The organism is Paenibacillus sp. 102, assembly GCF_039549175.1.
In the GTDB taxonomy this organism is placed as follows: Bacteria; Bacillota; Bacilli; order Bacillales; family Bacillaceae_G; genus Bacillus_A.
This window is the reverse complement of the sequence record NZ_JBCGHT010000005.1, coordinates 187,559-205,206: the sequence shown is the minus strand read 5'-3', so window position 1 is coordinate 205,206 and position 17,648 is coordinate 187,559. Positions and strand designations below refer to the sequence as shown.

The window sequence follows — 17,648 nt, the reverse complement described above, 5'->3', positions numbered from 1 at the left end:
TGTTATTTCCTCCTTTGAAAGCTTTCTTAGTCTTATAATACAATTATGGTCAATAAAGGTCAAACGAAACCACTTAAATCAAAAAAAATATGTAGTTGTATCATGATTTATTCGCTATGTATTTGAAATTCCCTGCTTATGTATCTTCAACATCATAACCGAATTATATAAATTTAAACGTATTTGATAAAGTGAAACGTTAATCAGTGGGGGAAAGGGAAGGGTGTGAAAAGGGAGGATATTCTGTTGGCGAAATAACAAAAGAACGCCTTTTCTGTAGAAGCGTTCTTTTGCTTATTATTCCTTTAAAAGATAGGTTACTCTATTTAAAATAGTTTCAATTTGTTTTGCGTTTTTGCTATACATTTGACTTGCTGATTTTGAATTTGTTTCTAATGAAAATAATTCAAGATCAGCCTGGCATTTTTTCAAAGAAGCCAATAATAATGGTTTATCTTGAGGAGACGGCATTTGAAGTTTATCATCATAAATATCGACAGTAAGTTGTCCGTAAGAATCGATTTGTCCAATAAAAACATTTTCTATCACGACGCCGATTTTTTCTAATTCGGCATGAAGCCAGGCGCGATTATGACCACTGGCTGCAAGTGGTTCATCAAGTACATTCCCATCCATAATGACAGTTTGTGTTTCTTTTGCAGGTGCGACTTGTAAACCAATATCTTTTGGAGTAAGTGGCTGTTTGTCTCTCTTTAACAAGACATTTAGTTCACCGCCCGACTCCAATACAGCATATTCAATGTCTGCTATGTTAAATACATTCCTCTTTCTAAGAAGCTCTAGTAATTCATCAATTGTATAATTTTCTTTCTTTAAATTATCCTCAAGAACTTTTCCGTCTTTTATAAAAACAGTTGCTTTTCCTTCAATGAAATTTCTGAGCCGCTTGTTTTTTAAAGCAACCATACCTGCGAAAAATGGAACAAGAGAAAAAACAAGCATACTAGAAACACCATGCCAAAAGTTTCGTTCCAATCCTGATGTAACTTCAGCAGCGATGTTACCGATTGTCAAACCTGCAACGTATTCGAAAAATGAAAGCTGTGAGATTTGTCTTTTTCCAAGCAATTTTGTCATTGAAAATAAAATAACTAAAATAGCTAAAGAACGTATAATGACAAGTAACCAGTCTGATACATGAGGCATGTTAATTTCCTCCTGTTCTACCTAAAATCCTTTATATTGTGGTTCTTCTCGTTCTAATACTGAAATTCTACTTTTAAGGTCAGCGATTACACTGTCCATTTCCATCATACATTCATGGAAAACCCGTTTTGCTTCTTCATCAGCGGCATTTTGTGAAAATGTACTTAAACTTGCTTGTGCGCTTTTTAAACTTGCGAGACATGTTTTTACGCTGGCGATAACGGTCATGCAAACACCTCTTATCCTTTTGGTTTAAATAGTAATGCTCCGATAAATCCGAATATAATGGCTGCAGATATACCGGCACTTGTGACTTTAAACATACCTGTTATTACACCGACAATGCCATGTTTGGCTGCTTCGGCCATAGCTCCATGAACAAGGGCGTTCCCGAAACTTGTAATCGGAACCGTTGCTCCAGCGCCTGCAAAATCAATTAAAGGCTCGTACAGACCGAATCCATCTAGTATCGCACCAGCAACAACGAGCGTTGCCATTGTGTGAGCGGGTGTGAGCTTACCGACGTCAAACATAAGCTGCCCGATTACGCAGATGAGCCCACCGACGACAAAGGCCCAGAAAAAGATCATTGTTGTACACCTCCAAATTCAATCGATACGGCATGAGCGATACACGGAATAGACTCGTCTTGCTGGAAGGTAAGAGGGGATAGTAAAGCACCAGTAGCTACGACAAGTATTCGATTGAATTCTCCTTTTTTCATTCTGTTCAATAAATGTCCGTATACGACGGTCGCTGAACAACCGGGACCACTTGCTCCAGCTAATACAGGTTGACCCTCTCTATAAATAAGTAATCCGCAATCTTGAAACTGTTCACTTGCTACTTTTGTTCCGTGCTTATGCAGTAAATCATAAGCAATTTCACGCCCGACATGACCGAGATCCCCTGTAACGATTAAGTCGTAGTAGGATACATCAATTTGTCTTTCCCTTAAATGTGCTTCAATCGTATCAACAGCTGCAGGAGCCATTGCACCTCCCATGTTAAAGGGGTCGGTTAGACCCATATCAATAACTCGGCCAATCGTCGCTGATGTAACACGTGGCCCTTCTCCTTGATCGCTCAAAAGAGCGGCGCCAGCTCCTGTGACGGTCCATTGAGCAGTAGGAGGTTTTTGACCGCCATATTCAGTAGGATAGCGAAATTGTTTTTCAACAGCAGTATTGTGACTGGATGCACCTGTTAATAAATATTTTGCTCCTTTTGCATTTACAATACTTGCACCGAGGGCAAGTCCTTCCATAGAGGTAGAACAAGCACCAAATAATCCAATATAGGGAGCGCCGAGTGTACGGCAAGCGAAGCTAGAGGGAGTAATTTGGTTAATAAGGTCACCTGCTAAAATGAATTGAATATCTTCTTTGCGAAGCTTTGCCTTTTCGGTTGCGCGACTGCAAGCTTCTTCAAATAACACTTTATGTGCTTTTTCATAAGAGTCTTGCCCAAGCCATAAATCTTCATGAAGGGCATCAAAATCTTCAGGGATTTTTCCTTTCGCTTCAAATGGTCCACCGATAACCCCTGTTGAGATGATAACTGGTTTATTTTCAAATACCCATGTTCGGTGTCCTTGTAACATTTACATTCCTCCCCATTGGATGAGAATGGTTTTAATAAGACCGATAACAAAAGCGGCAAATACACCAAATAAAATAACGGATCCCGCTAATTTAAACATGTTGCCACCTACTCCAAGGACAAAGCCTTCTGTCTTATGTTCAATGCAAGCAGATATAACGGAGTTTCCAAATCCGGTAACAGGTACGGCTGTACCAGCACCCCCAAATTGGGCAAGGCGATCATATACGCCAAATCCTGTAAGCAGCATAGAAATAAAAATCAGTGTTGCTACTGTAGGGTTTCCTGCTGAGCGCTCTGAAAAATCAAAGTATGTGATGAAGAAGGTGGAGATAAGTTGACCGATTAAACAAATAAAACCACCTACAAAAAAAGCTTTTATGCAATTTTTTAAAACGGGCCTTTTCGGTTCACGTTGTTGCTCAAATTTTTTATACTCTTGTTGTATTGGTGTTAAATCTTTATCTTTACTTGGCATGTGAATCATTCCTTTTCCTTTAGAGAACGTACAATTAAGTATCAGAGTTCATTTCTGAGTGGACTGTCTTTAATTTCTTTCTAATGTATTTTTTGTCTGCTTCTTTTTTCTTAATTTTGTTTTCCAGCTTATCTAATAGGATGAAAATCTTTCGATCCGTACTGACATAGATATTGAAAGTAGGGTTTTCTTTTTTTAATTGTTTTTTGATTTTTGCTTTCAATGGTTTTAACTGAAACCGTTCATGATGTTCTGGTTTAACAGCTATGTAAAGATCTGTGTTAGAGTTAGCAGCTCTAGCTTCTAGTATTTCTTCCGTGGCAAGTGCCTTTTTTTTCGCGTCATGCGCGATAGATTGATTAAAAGATTCCTCCATACTTACTTTCGTTAATTGAGGATCCTTTTTTTTGTCTGTTTTTTTCTGTGTTTCTTGTTTCACCTCTTTATCTAAAGAATGCGTACATCCTGTTATGAAACCTAATAGAAGCACGAATAACACGGTAATTGTGCCAAATTTTCGCATCGCAATCATTCCATTTCTATTGCTTTATGTAATTCGAGTGAAAAAGGATGATATGGAATCATCCTTTTTCTGTTTCTCAAACAGTGAGTACCATAAGATAAAACAGTACTTTCACTTATTGTTGTCCGTATTGAGGCTCTTCTTGCTGAACTTCTTCAACACGTGGATTTAAAGTATCAATGATAGATTGCGTTTGCTGCGCAGCTGTCTGGAAAAGTTGTTTTGCTTGTTGGTTATCCGTATCAAGCGCGAATCCCTCTAAGCTTGCTTGTGCACTTTTTAACCCAGAAACAGTTTGCTTTAATTTTGTAATTACAGTCATTGAATGAAGCCTCCTTTGGAATATCAATTCAAAGATTATGATTTGTGAATAGGGGTGAAAATATAATTTCCAAATTTAGGTTTTTGACTTTGTTTTTGAAGAAATAGGAGGGAGTTTTTTTACGCGATAGTAGTTGCGTACATTGACATAAGAAGATATAATTACCAGTATATTGTTCATGCGCCCATAGCTCAGTTGGATAGAGCGGTGGTTTCCGGTACCACGTCTGTCGGGGGTTCGAATCCCTCTGGGCGCGTCAAAAAGTCCTAACTTACATTTGTAGGTTAGGACTTTTTTATTTTATTTCGATTATATATTGGTAATTCGACACAAAACATCGACCGTTCGGCAATATACAAAATGATTCTGTTTTCTCTTTTATTTTCCTTCTTGTTATATCTGGTTATAAGATTTAATATTAGTATGTGGTAATAAAAAAGGCTTTATGTCGCTTTTTCAATTTGTATGTATATAAGTCGCTTCTATGAAAGCAAAAAGAGACCTTCGCTTACTGTCTTCTTTTGACTTTACTTGGCATGGGGCAAAAAAAGCACTGACCGTTTCTATGCGTAATCGGATGCTCTCTTCCATCCAAAAAGGAAGGTTTTTAATTTGTATTTACATATTTTTTATTATTTTCTTTCAATATTATTCATTTTGCAGTTGTAAGATGTAAATGTCATTAATACATATAAATTAATAATATTTTGGAATGGGTATCCATGCAGGATTCTCCTTTTAACAAACTTATTGTACAATAGAAACAAGGGGGAGATTAGTTTGAAGGCAAGTCTTTTACAAGAACAAAGCTTACGTTTGGCAATGACACAAGAGTTAAGACAAGCGATTACAATGCTCCAGTATAATGTACAAGAATTATCGGAGTTTTTGTATGAGCAATCGTTAGAGAATCCCCTTATTGAGTTAGGTGGTTTTGAGAGGGAGAGGAAAAAGAGCTCTAACACAAGTAAAAGTACCAGCAAACAAGTCGACAATCAAATGGAAATCTATAGTGTGGATTCCACAACGATTCAACAACATTTATTAGATCAAATACAGTATTATAAAATAGACGAAGAAGAGCGAAAAACAGCTTCTTTCATTATTATGAACATGGATGAGAATGGATACTTACAAGAAACGAATGAAGAATTAGCAGAGCTACTTTCTGCGTCAATTAATGCGGTAGATCGCTCTATAGAACTTGTCCAATCATTAGAGCCAGCAGGGGTAGGAGCACGTAACATTCAGGAATGTCTATCAATTCAGTTGAAGCGCTTACAAAGGAGGGATGGGTTGGCGGAAGAAATTGTGGATGAACATTTCGCTTATTTCGTTAAGAAAGATTGGCGAAAGCTCGTTCAAGTTATGAAATGTAGTAATGAAGAATTACAGGATGCTGTAAACTGCATTACATCACTACAGCCAAAACCAGGTCTCGCATTTTCTTCTGAGAAGCCGCTTTATATTGTTCCGGATATGGCTGTGAAAAAAGACGGTAGTCGTCTGGTTTTACAAATGAATGAACGGAATATGCCGAGAATTGAAATTCATTCAGAGTATAGTGCGCTTCTTCATAATAGTGAAAGTGAAGTGGCTTCCTATGTATCTGAGAAGTATCAGCATGTGCAGTGGATTATGCGTAGTTTAAAGCAACGAAAACAAACGCTTTTGCAAGTAATGGACATCATTATGGAAAAGCAACATGATTTCTTTTGGAAAGGTCCAGAGTATTTAAAACCGCTTGCTTTAAAGGAAGTAGCAGAGGAATTAAGTGTACATGAGTCCACAATTAGCCGTGCTACACGTAATAAATATGTACAAACGCCGCATGGATTGTTTGAAATGAAGTCATTCTTTAGTAATGCGGTCGCTACAACAGAAGATGAAGCTGTTTCTACAAAGCGTGTAAAACAATTTATTCAAAAGCTTGTAGAACAAGAAAATAAGAAAAAACCACTTTCAGATCAAAAAATTTCAAAATTGTTAGAAGAAGAGCATGAAATCGTTATTTCAAGAAGAACAGTTGCGAAATATCGAGAGCAAATGAACATTCCGGCTTCTTCTTTAAGAAAAACAATTGGATAGGTGAAGAAGATGAAGGTTGTTTTATATACGAAAACGGACTGTGGACTTTGTGAGAAAGCAAAGCAGCTTTTGAAAGAAGTGCAACATGAATATTCTTTTGACATCGAGGAAATAGATATATACGAAGATGATGAGCTTTTAGAAAAGTATCAAATTATGATTCCCGTTGTAGAAATTGACGGAAAACAGGCGGAATACGGTGTCATTCACAAAGATGTCATAATAAACTATATAAAGAATGCAGTTAAGAGTTGAATAAGTTTCTATCTCCTGTTACAATAATACACGTAGCAGGGATTATTTTTTTAAACCTAGTGGGACATAAAATGTCACTATGGGACATAAAATGACCACAAGGGAAAATGAACCGATGCAGTGAGGAGAAATGATATGCGCTCATGGATTCAAAATACAAAAAAATTATTACCTGATCTGCTACCTGTTATGCAAACGAGAATGCAAATTCTTCAACACATTCGTCTCATGCAGCCGATTGGAAGAAGAAACTTATCTGCAAGTCTTGGTATGACAGAACGAGTATTGCGAAGTGAAGTACAAGTTTTGAAAGAACAAAACTTAGTTCACGTCGCCTCTTCTGGAATGACTTTAACAGAAGAAGGAACAACTGTGGTTCTTGCTTTGGAAGACTTTATGAAAGAAATTTCCGGGCTAAAGGTTTTAGAAAAACAACTTAAGGAAACATTAGACTTGGATGAAGTTTTCGTTGTCCCTGGTGATAGTGATGAATCACCTTGGGTCAAATTGGAGATGGGCCGTGCTTGTGTGACTTGTATAAAAGACCGTCTGACAGCGAATAATATCGTTGCTGTGGCTGGAGGAACAACGCTAGCTGCTGCTGCGGACATGATGCAACTCGATTGCAAAGATTTACATATGCTATTTGTCCCAGCACGTGGTGGAATTGGTGAAGGTGTCGAATTAGAGGCCAATACCATTTGTGCGAAAATGGCACAGAATACGATGAGTAATTACCGCTTATTGTATGTTCCAGACCATGTTAGTAGCGAAGCATATGCGTCCATTGTGACAGAGCCTTCCGTGAAAGAAGTTCTTGAGTTGATTCGATCTTCCAATATCGTTATTCATGGAATAGGTGATGCGTTAACAATGGCACGTCGCAGAAGTACTTCAGAAGCAGATTGGATGAAAATTAAAGCAAGTGAAGCAGTCGGCGAAGCTTTCGGTTATTACTTCAATGAACAAGGTAATGTCGTTCATAAAGTACAAACAGTTGGCATGCAGCTAAAAGATTTACAAAACGTATCTCACGTTGTTGCAGTCGCTGGAGGTTCTTCAAAAGCAAAAGCAATACAGGCTGTAATTAAGCAAGGGCATACTTCGATTCTGATTACAGATGAAGGTGCAGCAAAACAATTAACAAAGGGTATTACCCTTTAATATAATCCCCCAAGGAGGAAATTCAAATGACTAAAATTGGTATTAATGGATTTGGACGTATCGGACGTAACGTATTCCGCGCAGCTCTTAACAACTCTGAGGTAGAAGTAGTAGCAATCAACGACTTAACAGACGCTAAAACATTAGCTCACCTTTTAAAATATGACACAGTTCACGGAACTTTAAATGCAGAAGTATCTGCTAACGAAAACAGCATCGTTGTTAACGGTAAAGAAATTAAAGTTATCGCTGAGCGTGACCCAGCACAATTACCATGGAGCGACTACGGAGTAGAAGTAGTAGTAGAATCTACTGGCCGTTTCACTAAAAAATCAGACGCTGAGAAACACTTAGGTGGATCAGTTAAGAAAGTTATCATCTCAGCTCCAGCTTCTGACGAAGATATCACTGTAGTTATGGGTGTTAACCACGAACAATACGATGCAGCTAACCACAACGTAGTATCTAACGCTTCTTGTACTACAAACTGTCTAGCTCCATTCGCTAAAGTATTAAACGAAAAATTCGGCGTAAAACGCGGAATGATGACAACAATTCACTCTTACACTAACGACCAACAAATCTTAGACTTACCACACAAAGATTTACGTCGTGCTCGTGCAGCAGCTGAAAACATGATCCCAACATCTACTGGTGCAGCTAAAGCTGTAGCATTAGTATTACCAGAACTTAAAGGTAAATTAAACGGTGGCGCTGTACGTGTTCCAACTGCTAACGTTTCTCTTGTTGACTTAGTTGTTGAACTTGACAAAGAAGTAACAGTTGAAGAAGTAAACGCAGCATTCAAAGCAGCTTCTGAAGGCGAATTAAAAGGTATCCTTGGATACAGCGAAGAGCCATTAGTATCTATCGACTATAACGGATGTACAGCTTCTTCTACAATCGATGCATTATCTACAATGGTAATGGAAGGTAACATGGTTAAAGTACTTTCTTGGTACGATAACGAAACTGGTTACTCTAACCGCGTAGTAGACCTAGCTGCATACATGACTTCTAAAGGTCTTTAATTCTTAAGTATATAAGCAATCAATGACAAAACGAGGGAGAGGGTTTGTTCCCTCTCTCTCTTCTTTCGTTTTAGAAGCAAATGTGTTAAGCTTTTGAATGGGTTTTGTCAATCCTAACTAGTAGTCGGAGGGAAATCCAATGAACAAAAAATCAATTCGTGACGTAGATTTAAAAGGTAAACGAGTATTTTGCCGCGTTGATTTTAACGTACCTATGAAAGAAGGCAAAATTACAGATGAAACTCGTATCCGTGCAGCTCTTCCTACAATTCAATATTTAGTAGAGCAAGGTGCGAAAGTAATTTTAGCAAGTCACTTAGGCCGTCCAAAAGGTCAAGCAGTAGAAGAATTACGTCTTACGCCAGTAGCAGCACGTTTAGGTGAGCTTCTTGGTAAAGATGTTAAGAAAGCGGACGAAGCATTCGGACCAGTTGCACAAGAAATGGTTGCAGCAATGAACGAAGGCGACGTATTAGTTCTTGAAAACGTACGTTTCTATGCGGGCGAAGAAAAGAACGATGCAGAACTTGCGAAAGAATTTGCAGCTCTTGCTGATATCTTCGTAAACGATGCATTCGGTGCAGCTCACCGTGCACATGCTTCTACAGCAGGAATCGCAGACTACCTACCAGCAGTATCTGGTTTATTAATGGAAAAAGAGTTAGATGTATTAGGTAAAGCACTTTCTAACCCAGAACGTCCATTCACAGCTATCATCGGTGGTGCGAAAGTAAAAGATAAAATCGGTGTAATTCGTCATCTATTAGACAAAGTAGATAACTTAATCATCGGTGGCGGACTTGCTTACACATTCGTTAAAGCTTTAGGTCATGAAATTGGTCTATCTCTATGTGAAGACGACAAGATTGAACTAGCTAAAGAATTTATGCAACTTGCAAAAGAAAAAGGCGTAAACTTCTACATGCCAGTTGATGTTGTAATCACAGAGGAATTCTCTGAAACTGCAACAACTAAAATTGTTGGTATCGACTCTATCCCTTCTAACTGGGAAGGCGTGGACATCGGTCCTAAAACACGTGAAATTTATGCAGATGTAATTAAAAACTCTAAGCTTGTTGTATGGAATGGACCAATGGGTGTATTCGAAATGACTCCATTCGCAGAAGGTACAAAAGCAGTAGGGCAAGCATTAGCAGATGCAGAAGATACATACTCTGTTATCGGCGGTGGTGACTCTGCAGCAGCTGTTGAAAAATTCGGTATGGCTGATAAAATGAGCCACATTTCTACTGGCGGCGGTGCGTCATTAGAATTCATGGAAGGTAAAGAGCTTCCAGGTGTAGTTTGTCTTAACGACAAATAAGTAGCAGCCAAAGAAAAAGGACGGTGCAAAGCATGCGTAAACCAATTATCGCAGGTAACTGGAAAATGAATAAAACTCTATCTGAAGCAGTTAGCTTCGTAGAGGAAGTTAAAGGTCAAATCCCAACAGCTTCAGCTGTTGATGCAGTAGTTTGCTCTCCAGCTCTATTCTTAGAGCGTCTTGTAGCAGCAACTGAAGGAACTGATTTACAAGTAGGTGCACAAAACATGCACTTCGAAAAAAATGGTGCATTCACTGGCGAAATTAGCCCAGTAGCACTTAGCGACTTAAAAGTAGGCTACGTAGTACTTGGCCACTCTGAGCGTCGTGAAATGTTTGCTGAAACAGACGAGTCAGTAAACAAAAAGACTCTTGCAGCATTTGAACATGGTTTAACACCAATCGTTTGTTGTGGTGAGACTTTAGAAGAGCGCGAAAACGGAAAAACATTTGATCTAGTAGCAGGTCAAGTTACAAAAGCACTTGCAGGTTTAACAGAAGAGCAAGTTAAAGCAACTGTTATCGCTTATGAGCCAATCTGGGCTATCGGTACAGGTAAATCTTCTTCTTCTGCAGATGCAAACGAAGTATGTGCGCACATCCGTAAAGTTGTTGCAGAAGCTGTTTCTCCAGAAGCTGCAGAAGCTGTTCGTATTCAATACGGCGGTAGCGTAAAACCAGAAAACATTAAAGAGTACATGGCACAATCTGACATCGACGGCGCTTTAGTTGGCGGTGCTAGCTTAGAGCCTGCTTCGTTCTTAGGTCTTCTGGGGGCGGTAAAATGAGAAAGCCAACAGCTTTAATCATCCTTGACGGTTTCGGACTACGTGAAGAAACTTACGGGAATGCTGTAGCGCAAGCTAAGAAACCTAATTTTGATGGTTACTGGAACAAATTCCCTCATACAACGTTAACGGCGTGTGGTGAGGCAGTAGGTCTTCCAGAAGGTCAAATGGGTAACTCTGAGGTTGGTCACTTAAATATCGGTGCTGGCCGCATAGTATATCAAAGTTTAACACGTGTAAATGTTGCAATTCGTGAAGGTGAGTTCGATAAGAACGAAACATTCCAAAATGCAATTAAAAGCGTGAAAGAAAAAGGTACTGCTCTTCATTTATTCGGTTTACTTTCTGACGGTGGTGTGCACAGTCACATGAACCATATGTTTGCTCTTCTTCGCTTAGCAGCAAAAGAAGGCGTGGAGAAAGTTTATATCCATGCATTCTTAGACGGCCGCGATGTTGGACCACAAACAGCAAAAGGTTATATCGATGCAACAAATGAAGTAATTAAAGAAACAGGAGTAGGACAATTCGCGACTATCTCTGGTCGTTATTACTCCATGGACCGTGACAAGCGTTGGGATCGCGTAGAAAAATGTTACCGTGCTATGGTGAATGGTGAAGGCCCTACTTATAAATCAGCAGAAGAGTGTGTAGAAGACTCATATGCAAATGGTATCTATGATGAATTCGTATTGCCGTCTGTAATTGTTAACGAAGATGACACGCCAGTTGCAACAATCAATAATGATGATGCAGTTATCTTCTATAACTTCCGTCCAGACCGCGCAATTCAAATTGCACGTGTATTTACAAACGAAGACTTCCGTGAGTTCGATCGTGGTGAAAAAGTACCTCACATTCCAGAATTCGTATGTATGACACACTTTAGTGAAACTGTAGATGGTTACGTGGCATTTAAGCCAATGAACCTTGATAACACATTAGGTGAAGTTGTTGCGCAAGCGGGATTAAAGCAACTTCGCATCGCGGAAACTGAAAAGTATCCGCACGTTACATTCTTCTTTAGCGGTGGTCGTGAGGCTGAATTCCCAGGAGAAGAGCGTATTTTAATTAACTCACCGAAGGTTGCAACGTATGACTTGAAACCTGAAATGAGCATTTACGAAGTAACGGACGCTTTAGTAAATGAAATCGAAAATGATAAACATGATGTTATCATTCTTAACTTTGCGAACTGTGATATGGTTGGCCATTCTGGGATGATGGAACCAACAATTAAAGCAGTAGAAGCAACTGACGAATGTTTAGGAAAAGTTGTAGAAGCGATTCTTGCAAAAGATGGTGTAGCACTTATTACTGCTGACCATGGTAATGCTGATCAGGAGTTAACTGCTGATGGTGGACCAATGACAGCTCATACAACTAATCCGGTTCCTTTCATCGTTACAAAAAATGATGTAGAGCTTCGTGAAGGTGGTATTTTAGGAGATATCGCCCCAACAATGCTTACACTTCTAAATGTGGAACAACCGAAAGAAATGACAGGTAAAACAATTATTAAATAATTTGCTTATATAAAAAGGAGAGAATTTATTATGTCAACAATTATTGATGTTTATGCTCGCGAAGTCCTTGACTCTCGTGGTAACCCAACTGTAGAAGTAGAAGTTTACACAGAAAGCGGCGCTTTCGGACGCGCTATCGTACCAAGTGGTGCATCTACTGGTGAGCACGAAGCAGTAGAATTACGTGACGGTGACAAATCTCGTTACCTAGGTAAAGGTGTTATGAACGCAGTAAACAACGTTAACGAAGCAATCGCTCCAGAAATCGTTGGTTTCGACGTAACTGACCAAGCTGGTATCGACCGTGCTATGATCGAATTAGATGGCACTCCAAACAAAGGTAAACTAGGTGCTAACGCTATCCTTGGTGTATCTATGGCAGTAGCTCACGCAGCAGCTGACTTCGTAGGTCTTCCATTATACCGTTACCTTGGTGGATTCAATGCAAAACAATTACCAACTCCAATGATGAACATCATCAACGGTGGTTCTCACGCTGATAACAACGTTGACTTCCAAGAGTTCATGATCTTACCAGTTGGTGCTCCAACATTCAAAGAATCAATCCGTATGGGTGCTGAAGTATTCCATGCACTTAAAGCTGTATTACATGACAAAGGTCTTAACACTGCAGTAGGTGACGAAGGTGGATTCGCTCCAAACCTTGGTTCTAACCGTGAAGCATTAGAAGTAATCATCGAAGCTATCGAAAAAGCTGGTTACAAAGCTGGCGAGAACGTATTCTTAGGAATGGACGTTGCTTCTTCTGAGTTCTACAACAAAGAAACTGGTAAATATGACCTTGCAGGCGAAGGCCGTACTGGCTTAACTTCTGCAGAAATGGTTGATTTCTACGAAGAGCTTTGCAAAGACTTCCCAATCATCTCTATCGAAGATGGTTTAGACGAAAACGACTGGGATGGTCACAAATTATTAACTGAGCGTATCGGTGATAAAGTACAATTAGTTGGTGACGACTTATTCGTAACTAACACTCAAAAACTTGCTGAAGGTATCGAAAAAGGTATCTCTAACTCAATCTTAATTAAAGTTAACCAAATCGGTACTTTAACTGAGACTTTCGAAGCAATCGAAATGGCTAAACGTGCTGGTTACACAGCAGTTGTATCTCACCGTTCTGGTGAAACTGAAGATGCTACAATCGCTGACATCGCAGTTGCAACTAACGCTGGCCAAATTAAAACTGGTTCTATGAGCCGTACTGACCGTATTGCTAAGTACAACCAATTATTACGCATCGAAGACGAACTAGGCGAAATCGCTGTTTACGATGGTTTAAAATCTTTCTACAACCTTAAAAAATAATTGTAGAAAATAAAGGCAGACCGTGAGAAATCACGGTCTGTTTTTTTTATTAAAATGGTTCATCTGTCATAATCGTCATAAAGTGTTTAAAGAACTGATTGTAATCAAAATCAATTGCAATTCGCTGTTTAGGCCTATTGATGAAAGGTTTGGAATTGGACAATGAACGGAAATCGGCAACACTTTGTCCACGAGCGAACTGTTCACTCATAACGTAAACTGGTGATTCATAATAGGTAAACATTGAATCATTAAGGAGTGCCATAATGGGCATCGTGTCATGAAAAGGACAACCTTTTAATTGTGGCAATGCTTTTTGATAATACCCATAATAGTAGTGATCGAATAGAGGTTTGATGAGAGGTGCTTTTCCTTTTGCATGAATGTATTCAGCCATTTCAGGTGTAACAATCGAGTATTGTGTAACGTTCAGTGGATATATAGACATGTTAGGAATGGATTGTAATACAATATTGGCAGCGACAGGATCACCATAAAAGTTTGCTTCAGATACAGGTGTGACATTTCCAGGATGTAAAAAGGCACCGCCCATTATATAGTAAGATTTGATTTGTTTCATCAAGCTTTCGTATAAAATAAATAGAAATGCAAGTGAAGTCAAACGTCCTATACTGACGATAATTAATTCATCTTTATATTTATTAATCAAATTGATAACCTCAAGAAAATTCTCCATTTGTCCATTTGTAAGAGATTCCTCCGGTACAATGGGACCTAATCCATGTATACCATGCACATCTGTGAAGAAATCAGGATTCCCACTAGTAAGAGGTCTTTCTGCACCACTAAATATTTTAATATTTGTATCTCCTGCCTTTTGTTGGAGGAATAAGGTGTTTTCCACTGCCATTTTTTTTGGGACATTTCCGTAATCCGCAACAATGCCAACGATTTCGATTTCATCAGCAAAGTATGCAAGTATGAGAGCGATTGTATCATCAATGCCAGGATCAGCAAAAATCAAAATCTTTTTGGTCATATGTTCACCACCCGTAGTTTTTCTAAAGTGAGAATGCTGTGCAGTTGATATGAGTAAATATATGTCATTTTAGATAGAATAGAATCCTCTATTCATAAGCAGTAAGCCTCAAACCTTTCTGATAGAAGATTTATTTTATCAAAATAACAACGTTAATATTCAGAAAATATAAACTTTTTATTTTAGGTCAATGTTTTTGACGTAAATTTCACTCAGAAATGCAGTTATATCAAGGGTGTAAGCGTATAACATACGTCGTTTTTGTTGTCAAGTTGATAAATTGCAGGTTTTTACATTTTATACTATGATAAGGATATAAAATAGAAGATCGTTATAAACATGAGGGATGATGAACATGAAGTTTACAAAGATTATTGTCCAAGTTGCAGCTCTTTACGTGTTTTACATGATGGGGACATGGGTGCAAGAAATGTTGAATATGCCGATTCCAGGAAGTTTAATTGGGATGTTCTTATTACTTGTTTTATTAAGCCTCAAGGTTCTTCCTGTGAAATGGTTTGATTTAGGAGCAGAAACACTCGTTGCCATTATGCCGTTTTTATTGATTCCACCAACACTTGGTTTAATGAATTACGGTGCTTTTTTTATGAGTAAAGGAATTTCTCTTTTCATTACGATTGTAGCGAGTACATTTTTAATTATTATTGTCGCAGGACATACAGGACAATATCTTGCGAATAGAAAGGAAAAAGAATCACGATGAATAGTATATTAATCGGAATTGGCTGGGTTATTCTTACCGTTCTTTTATATCAATTATCAAAGAAAATTTATAAATGGCTGCCAACACCTTTTACAATTCCAATGATCGTAGCGACAGCATTAATGATTGTTTTCCTAATGGTGTTTGATATCCCATATCAACAATACATGCAAAGTGGTGGCGGTTGGATTTCCAAACTGCTTGGACCAGGTGTTGTAGCATTCGCAATTCCACTATATAAACAGCGTCACGTATTGCAAAAATATATTGTACCAATTGCTGGTGGTGTAGTAGTCGGAACAACAGTTGCGATTGCAAGTGACTTCGTTATTGCGTCGCTTATGGGAACAGATAAAAGTTTAATTTTATCTTCTTTACCAAAGTCAGTAACAATGCCAGTTGCAATGAGCGTATCAGAGCAAGTTGGGGGAGTTCCATCATTAACAGCGGCGTTCGTTGTTGTAGCTGGGATTACAGGAACAATTACAGGTCCAATTCTATTAAAATGGAGCCGCGTTACAAACTCTGTTGGTAAGGGGATCGGTTTTGGATGTGCATCTCATATTATGGGTGTAATGAGAGCGATGAAAAACAATGAACATGAAGGTGTTATTGGGTCGGTAACAATGACATTAACAGCAATTTTAACTTGTTTGCTTGGACCGTTATTTGCAACCATGTTCATGTAATGAAGAAAGGCGAGAGCGATCGAACAGCTCTCGCTTTTCTATAGGATTTATGCTAACATTTAAACTAACTGAATCTTTGTAGGAGGTACGCCAGGTGCATACGTTATTATCAGTTTTACTTATTATTGTATCGATTTTAATGATTGTTTTGGTACTTATGCAGTCTAGTAATAGCTCAGGTCTTTCAGGTGCAATTTCAGGCGGTGCAGAGCAATTATTTGGTAAGCAAAAAGCACGCGGGATTGAAGCTGTATTAAACCGTATTACTGTGGTTTTAGCTGTACTATTTTTTGTACTAACAATTGGTGTTACGTACTTGAACTTATAAGTAAAGGCTTTGCTTTTAAAAGATATGGAAAAAGAAGAAGCGTTAGCGGATTCGTGCTAATGGTTCTTCTTTTTTTGTGCTCATTTGTATTTCATTATTCGAAAAAAGTTTCTAATTAGATTATGGAAATGGAACTATGGTAAACTAAGGATATATAGATACAAAATAAAAAAACCGACATAAAATCTTTCTTTTTTAGGTGGAAGAGAGCATCCGGCCATGTATAGAAGCGATCGGTGCCATTTTGAGCCCCATGCTATGTGAAAACAAAAAGAGAACACAAGTAGCAGTCTCCTTTTGTTTTCGAAGCTGTGACTTATATGTCGGAAAAGTAGCAGGGATATATAGAAACAATACGACTAGATTACGGAAGAGAAAGAGGAGAAGAAGATGATGAAATTAGCATCTCCGAAACCATTTACATTTGAAGGTGGAGACCGTGCTGTTTTATTATTACACGGATTCACAGGGAACTCAGCTGATGTACGTATGCTGGGGCGTTTTTTAGAGAAAAAAGGCTATACTTGCCACGCCCCGATCTATAAAGGTCATGGTGTACCACCAGAAGAACTTGTTCATACAGGTCCTGAAGATTGGTGGAAAGATGTTATGGCTGCTTATCAACACTTGAAAGACCAAGGATATGAGAAAATTGCGGCTGTTGGATTATCACTTGGTGGTGTATTCTCATTAAAGCTTGCTTATACATTACCGATTTTAGGTGTTGTACCAATGTGTGCTCCAATGTACATTAAGAGCGAAGAAATTATGTACCAAGGTATATTAGCATATGCACGTGAATATAAAAAACGTGAGCAGAAGTCAACAGAGCAAATTGCAGAAGAAATGATGGAATTTAAAAAGACACCAATGAATACGTTGAAAGCATTACAAGACTTAATTCGTGACGTACGCAATAATGTTGATATGATTTATGCACCAACATTTGTTGTACAAGCACGCCATGATGAAATGATTAATACAGATAGTGCGAACATTATCTATAACGGTGTAGAATCCACTTTAAAAGATATAAAGTGGTATGAAGACTCTACGCATGTCATTACGCTCGATAAACAACGTGATGAGCTACACGAAGATGTATATAACTTCTTGGAGCAACTAGATTGGTAAGATCTAGTTGCCTCTTTTTTTCATGGGGTGTTAAAAGCATTTAAAAACTACTCTTTTTAGGGTGGGAGAGAGGATCCGCGGTGGATAGAAGCGGTCAGAGCCTATTTGAGCCCCATGCCATGTGAGAACAGAAGGAGAAAATGAGAGAAGGTCTTCTTTAGTTTTCGAGGCCGTGAAGT

20 protein-coding genes and 1 tRNA gene are annotated in these 17,648 nt (G+C 38.5%); 13 read left to right on the top strand and 8 right to left on the bottom strand.

Going from position 1 to position 17,648, the window contains the following annotated elements:
- Nucleotides 1-297: 297 nt before the first annotated feature.
- The 7 genes from AAIE21_RS15030 to AAIE21_RS15000 all read right to left on the bottom strand — a co-directional run bounded on the left by AAIE21_RS15030 (nt 298) and on the right by AAIE21_RS15000 (nt 4,092).
- A complete protein-coding gene (locus AAIE21_RS15030; RefSeq protein ID WP_343267511.1) occupies nt 298-1,167 on the bottom strand; it encodes a DUF421 domain-containing protein in 870 nt (289 codons plus the stop codon).
- A 21-nt stretch (nt 1,168-1,188) separates the two neighbouring features.
- Nucleotides 1,189-1,395 (bottom strand): DUF1657 domain-containing protein, encoded by a 207-nt coding sequence (locus AAIE21_RS15025; RefSeq protein ID WP_343267510.1) that lies wholly within the window; start codon nt 1,393-1,395, stop codon nt 1,189-1,191.
- An 11-nt stretch (nt 1,396-1,406) separates the two neighbouring features.
- On the bottom strand, nt 1,407-1,757 hold the full coding sequence (gene spoVAE / locus AAIE21_RS15020; RefSeq protein ID WP_098336686.1) for a stage V sporulation protein AE: 351 nt from the start codon (nt 1,755-1,757) through the stop codon (nt 1,407-1,409).
- A complete protein-coding gene (spoVAD, locus tag AAIE21_RS15015; protein ID WP_343267509.1) occupies nt 1,754-2,770 on the bottom strand; it encodes a stage V sporulation protein AD in 1,017 nt (338 codons plus the stop codon). Before spoVAD ends, spoVAE begins: the two co-directional genes overlap by 4 nt.
- Entirely contained in the window at nt 2,771-3,247 is a 477-nt protein-coding gene (gene spoVAC, locus AAIE21_RS15010) for a stage V sporulation protein AC (protein WP_343267508.1), read from the bottom strand.
- A gap of 34 nt (nt 3,248-3,281) precedes the next feature.
- Nucleotides 3,282-3,770, bottom strand: a complete 489-nt coding sequence (locus AAIE21_RS15005) for a YhcN/YlaJ family sporulation lipoprotein (protein WP_343267507.1) — start codon at nt 3,768-3,770, stop codon at nt 3,282-3,284.
- 115 nt (nt 3,771-3,885) lie between these two features.
- Nucleotides 3,886-4,092 (bottom strand): DUF1657 domain-containing protein, encoded by a 207-nt coding sequence (locus AAIE21_RS15000; RefSeq protein ID WP_033673197.1) that lies wholly within the window; start codon nt 4,090-4,092, stop codon nt 3,886-3,888.
- Nucleotides 4,093-4,272: 180 nt separating this feature from the next.
- On the opposite strand from AAIE21_RS15000, the gene AAIE21_RS14995 reads away from it, so the two are divergent.
- From AAIE21_RS14995 to eno, 9 genes are all read left to right on the top strand, one after another.
- A tRNA-Arg gene (locus AAIE21_RS14995) sits at nt 4,273-4,348 on the top strand.
- A 524-nt stretch (nt 4,349-4,872) separates the two neighbouring features.
- The gene (rpoN, locus tag AAIE21_RS14990) at nt 4,873-6,180 is read left to right on the top strand and encodes an RNA polymerase factor sigma-54 (protein WP_343267506.1); all 1,308 of its coding nucleotides are present in this window, start codon (nt 4,873-4,875) and stop codon (nt 6,178-6,180) included.
- A 9-nt stretch (nt 6,181-6,189) separates the two neighbouring features.
- Nucleotides 6,190-6,435, top strand: a complete 246-nt coding sequence (locus AAIE21_RS14985) for a glutaredoxin family protein (protein WP_343267505.1) — start codon at nt 6,190-6,192, stop codon at nt 6,433-6,435.
- Between the two features lie 135 nt (nt 6,436-6,570).
- Nucleotides 6,571-7,599, top strand: a complete 1,029-nt coding sequence (cggR, locus tag AAIE21_RS14980; RefSeq protein WP_343267504.1) for a gapA transcriptional regulator CggR — start codon at nt 6,571-6,573, stop codon at nt 7,597-7,599.
- A gap of 26 nt (nt 7,600-7,625) precedes the next feature.
- On the top strand, nt 7,626-8,630 hold the full coding sequence (gene gap, locus AAIE21_RS14975) for a type I glyceraldehyde-3-phosphate dehydrogenase (RefSeq protein ID WP_000161237.1): 1,005 nt from the start codon (nt 7,626-7,628) through the stop codon (nt 8,628-8,630).
- A 139-nt stretch (nt 8,631-8,769) separates the two neighbouring features.
- Complete coding sequence (locus AAIE21_RS14970) at nt 8,770-9,954, top strand: phosphoglycerate kinase (RefSeq protein WP_001036331.1); 1,185 nt, start codon at nt 8,770-8,772, stop codon at nt 9,952-9,954.
- Nucleotides 9,955-9,986: 32 nt separating this feature from the next.
- Nucleotides 9,987-10,742: a triose-phosphate isomerase gene (gene tpiA, locus AAIE21_RS14965; protein ID WP_343267503.1), complete on the top strand. Its 756-nt coding sequence runs from the start codon at nt 9,987-9,989 to the stop codon at nt 10,740-10,742.
- Entirely contained in the window at nt 10,739-12,268 is a 1,530-nt protein-coding gene (gene gpmI, locus AAIE21_RS14960) for a 2,3-bisphosphoglycerate-independent phosphoglycerate mutase (RefSeq protein ID WP_343267502.1), read from the top strand. Before tpiA ends, gpmI begins: the two co-directional genes overlap by 4 nt.
- A 30-nt stretch (nt 12,269-12,298) precedes the next feature.
- Complete coding sequence (gene eno, locus AAIE21_RS14955) at nt 12,299-13,594, top strand: phosphopyruvate hydratase (protein ID WP_343267501.1); 1,296 nt, start codon at nt 12,299-12,301, stop codon at nt 13,592-13,594.
- A gap of 49 nt (nt 13,595-13,643) precedes the next feature.
- Here the strand turns inward: eno and AAIE21_RS14950 are convergent, their stop codons facing one another.
- The gene (locus AAIE21_RS14950; protein WP_343267500.1) at nt 13,644-14,594 is read right to left on the bottom strand and encodes a nucleoside hydrolase; all 951 of its coding nucleotides are present in this window, start codon (nt 14,592-14,594) and stop codon (nt 13,644-13,646) included.
- A 355-nt stretch (nt 14,595-14,949) separates the two neighbouring features.
- On the opposite strand from AAIE21_RS14950, the gene AAIE21_RS14945 reads away from it, so the two are divergent.
- From AAIE21_RS14945 to AAIE21_RS14930, 4 genes are all read left to right on the top strand, one after another.
- Entirely contained in the window at nt 14,950-15,318 is a 369-nt protein-coding gene (locus AAIE21_RS14945) for a CidA/LrgA family holin-like protein (protein ID WP_343267499.1), read from the top strand.
- Complete coding sequence (locus tag AAIE21_RS14940) at nt 15,315-16,007, top strand: LrgB family protein (RefSeq protein WP_343267498.1); 693 nt, start codon at nt 15,315-15,317, stop codon at nt 16,005-16,007. The genes AAIE21_RS14945 and AAIE21_RS14940 overlap by 4 nt, the downstream gene beginning before the upstream one ends.
- Before the next feature lie 94 nt (nt 16,008-16,101).
- Nucleotides 16,102-16,335: a preprotein translocase subunit SecG gene (gene secG / locus AAIE21_RS14935; protein WP_343267497.1), complete on the top strand. Its 234-nt coding sequence runs from the start codon at nt 16,102-16,104 to the stop codon at nt 16,333-16,335.
- A gap of 393 nt (nt 16,336-16,728) precedes the next feature.
- Nucleotides 16,729-17,469, top strand: coding sequence for an alpha/beta hydrolase (locus tag AAIE21_RS14930; protein WP_343267496.1), 741 nt, complete (start codon nt 16,729-16,731; stop codon nt 17,467-17,469).
- Nucleotides 17,470-17,648: the final 179 nt, after the last annotated feature.